Source organism: Neisseria sp. P0001.S005, assembly GCF_051963715.1.
This window is the reverse complement of the sequence record NZ_JBQCTZ010000329.1, coordinates 1-2338: the sequence shown is the minus strand read 5'-3', so window position 1 is coordinate 2338 and position 2338 is coordinate 1. Positions and strand designations below refer to the sequence as shown.

2 protein-coding genes and 1 pseudogene are annotated in these 2338 nt (G+C 47.6%); all 3 read right to left on the bottom strand.

The window, feature by feature from the left end; translation table 11 throughout:
* Positions 1-114: 114 nt before the first annotated feature.
* Complete coding sequence (locus tag ACTHSP_RS19685) at positions 115-1407, bottom strand: valine--pyruvate transaminase (RefSeq protein WP_314511866.1); 1293 nt, start codon at positions 1405-1407, stop codon at positions 115-117.
* Between the two features lie 106 nt (positions 1408-1513).
* A complete protein-coding gene (locus tag ACTHSP_RS19680) occupies positions 1514-2035 on the bottom strand; it encodes a lytic enzyme (RefSeq protein WP_314511868.1) in 522 nt (173 codons plus the stop codon).
* Between the two features lie 66 nt (positions 2036-2101).
* Positions 2102-2338: pseudogene (locus ACTHSP_RS19675) on the bottom strand (CHAP domain-containing protein); the annotation flags it as partial.

The following is a 2338-nucleotide window of genomic DNA, read 5'->3' as shown; positions in this document are numbered from 1 at the left end:
CGTCCTCGATTACGAAGGCAAAAAACTGGTTATCCACCATATCTAAATCCGACAAAAAGGCCGTCTGAAACCCGATTACCCACGTTTCAGACGGCCTTTGCCTATTCAAAGCGTTTATTTTTTATCGTACAAACCGCGCACCACTCGACCGATCGCGGCAATGCCTTTTTCCAGCGTTTCCGCGTCTTGCGCAATGCTCATACGGATGCACTCGTGCGCGTGCGGATAGTCTTGCCTATCAATGCCGACAAAGAAATGCTCGCCCGGAATAATCAGCGTGCCTTCGGCTTTGAGCATTTCGTACAAGGTTTGCGATGAAACAGGCAGGTTTTCAAACCAAAGCCACAAGAAAATCGCACCTTCAGGCTTGTGGATTTTCAACGGATACGCGCCCAATTCACGCTTGAGCAGGGAAACCGCCGTTTGCGCCTGCTGACGGTAAAACGGCTGAATCACTTCGTCGGCCAGCTGTTTCAGACGGCCGTCGTTCAACAGCGGAGCCGCAATCGCCGCGCCGAAACGGGTTGGCGACAAGTTCACAATCGCATTCAAACTGCTGACGGCTTTGACCACTTCCGGCGCAGCGACAATAATGCCGGTGCGCACGCCGGGCAGGCCGATTTTAGAAAGGCTGAAGCAGAGGATGATGTTTTCGTGCCAGTTGAGCGTCACATCGCTGTAAATAATATTCGGGAACGGCATTCCGTAAGCGTTGTCGATAATCAGCGGAATCCCGTGCTCCTGCGCCAACGCATCCAAACGCGCCATCTCGCCGTCGGTCAACACATTGCCGGTCGGGTTGGTCGGGCGCGAACAGCAAATCGCACCGATTTTGCCCTCTTTCAATTCAGTCAGGCTCTCCAGCGCGTCAAAGTCCACGCGGTATTTGAAAAAGCCTGCTTCGCCTTCGTGTTCGACATTTTCGATTTTCGGTTTTACCGAAATAAAATGCTGCCCCTCGACATGCACGTCCGCATAACCGATATATTCAGGCGCCAGCGGCAGCAAAATGGCTTTCTCAGCCGTTTGGCCGTCTGAAAGATTGAATTTGCCGCCGAACAAGTTAAACAAATAGAAAAACGCATTTTGCGAACCATTGGTCAGCGCGATATTGTCCGCCGTCAGGTTCCAGCCGTATTCGCGGTTGAGAAACTCAGTCAAAGCCGCAATCAGCGCCGCATCGCCCTGCGGATTGGAATAATTGCCGATATTCTCAACAGCGTGTTCCGCCGCCAGCTTGGAAAACACATCGGCGAACACCGCATTGACTTCAGCAATCTTCGCCGGATTACCGCCGCCAAGCATATTGACGGGCTTGTCGCTTTTGAGCGCGTCGCCCAAATCGTCCATCAACTGCAAAATACCGCTGTGTTGTGTGAATTTTTCGCCGAATGCTGAAAACTGCATGGAAACTCCGTTGCTGGGTGTGTAAAAAAATAAACCGCTATTATAAGAACAAAGACCGCCTGAAAACCAGTTATCCTGATTTTTCAGACGGCCTTTAGTTCCTCAGCTATCTATGCTGAATAACCCGATAGCCATTTTCTACGCTTTTACCTGTCTTGGCACAAAGTTCATCGCCGCATCGCACGATATTGGCTCTATTGATGCGACCGACCATATCTGCATCCTGTCGTTTTTGATCAATCAGCATGGCATAGAAAAAAGATAATGCCAATCCTCCAATAACCAATGTTGCCATTGCAAGCGAAACAATCCATACCAAACGTGAAGAAATCTTCTGATTTTCTTCATTTACCTTATTCAAATATACATTGAATTCACGTACTTGATCAGCCATTTGGTTGCGTGCCTTTTCCATATCACGCACATACCCTGCCACAGAATTTGACATTTCTTTCGTCACTTCCGCGCGTACCATCTCTGTAATCATCTTGCGTTGATCGTAAAGTGATTTATCCAATTTATCCTCAAGATTTTGGACAATCTGATGAGCACTTTGCCTAAATTGTACCATTACCTCGGCGGTTTCAAGCAAAAGATTATGTGCCTGTTCAAGTTCGTTATTATTCATGCGTAACTATCTATTGAAAGAATAAGGGGAAACGTGCTATCAGCATTCTTCAAATTTGGGAAGGATTTAACCAAACGACCGACCGCCATAGCTGCACTCTTCTTGAACTTGCGGAGTATTTTGAGCGACTTCTTGAGTCTGATTTTGTTTTAAGGTCTCTCGCAACTCATCTCTAAAATTTGCCACCACATCGGCATTGTCAGCCAATGCTTTGGCTGTGAACGTGCCATCTTTGTCGTGTTTAAAGCCGTTTATCAAATTTTGCAATTTATCCTTTGAAGAAAGTTCGTTTACAGTGGATGA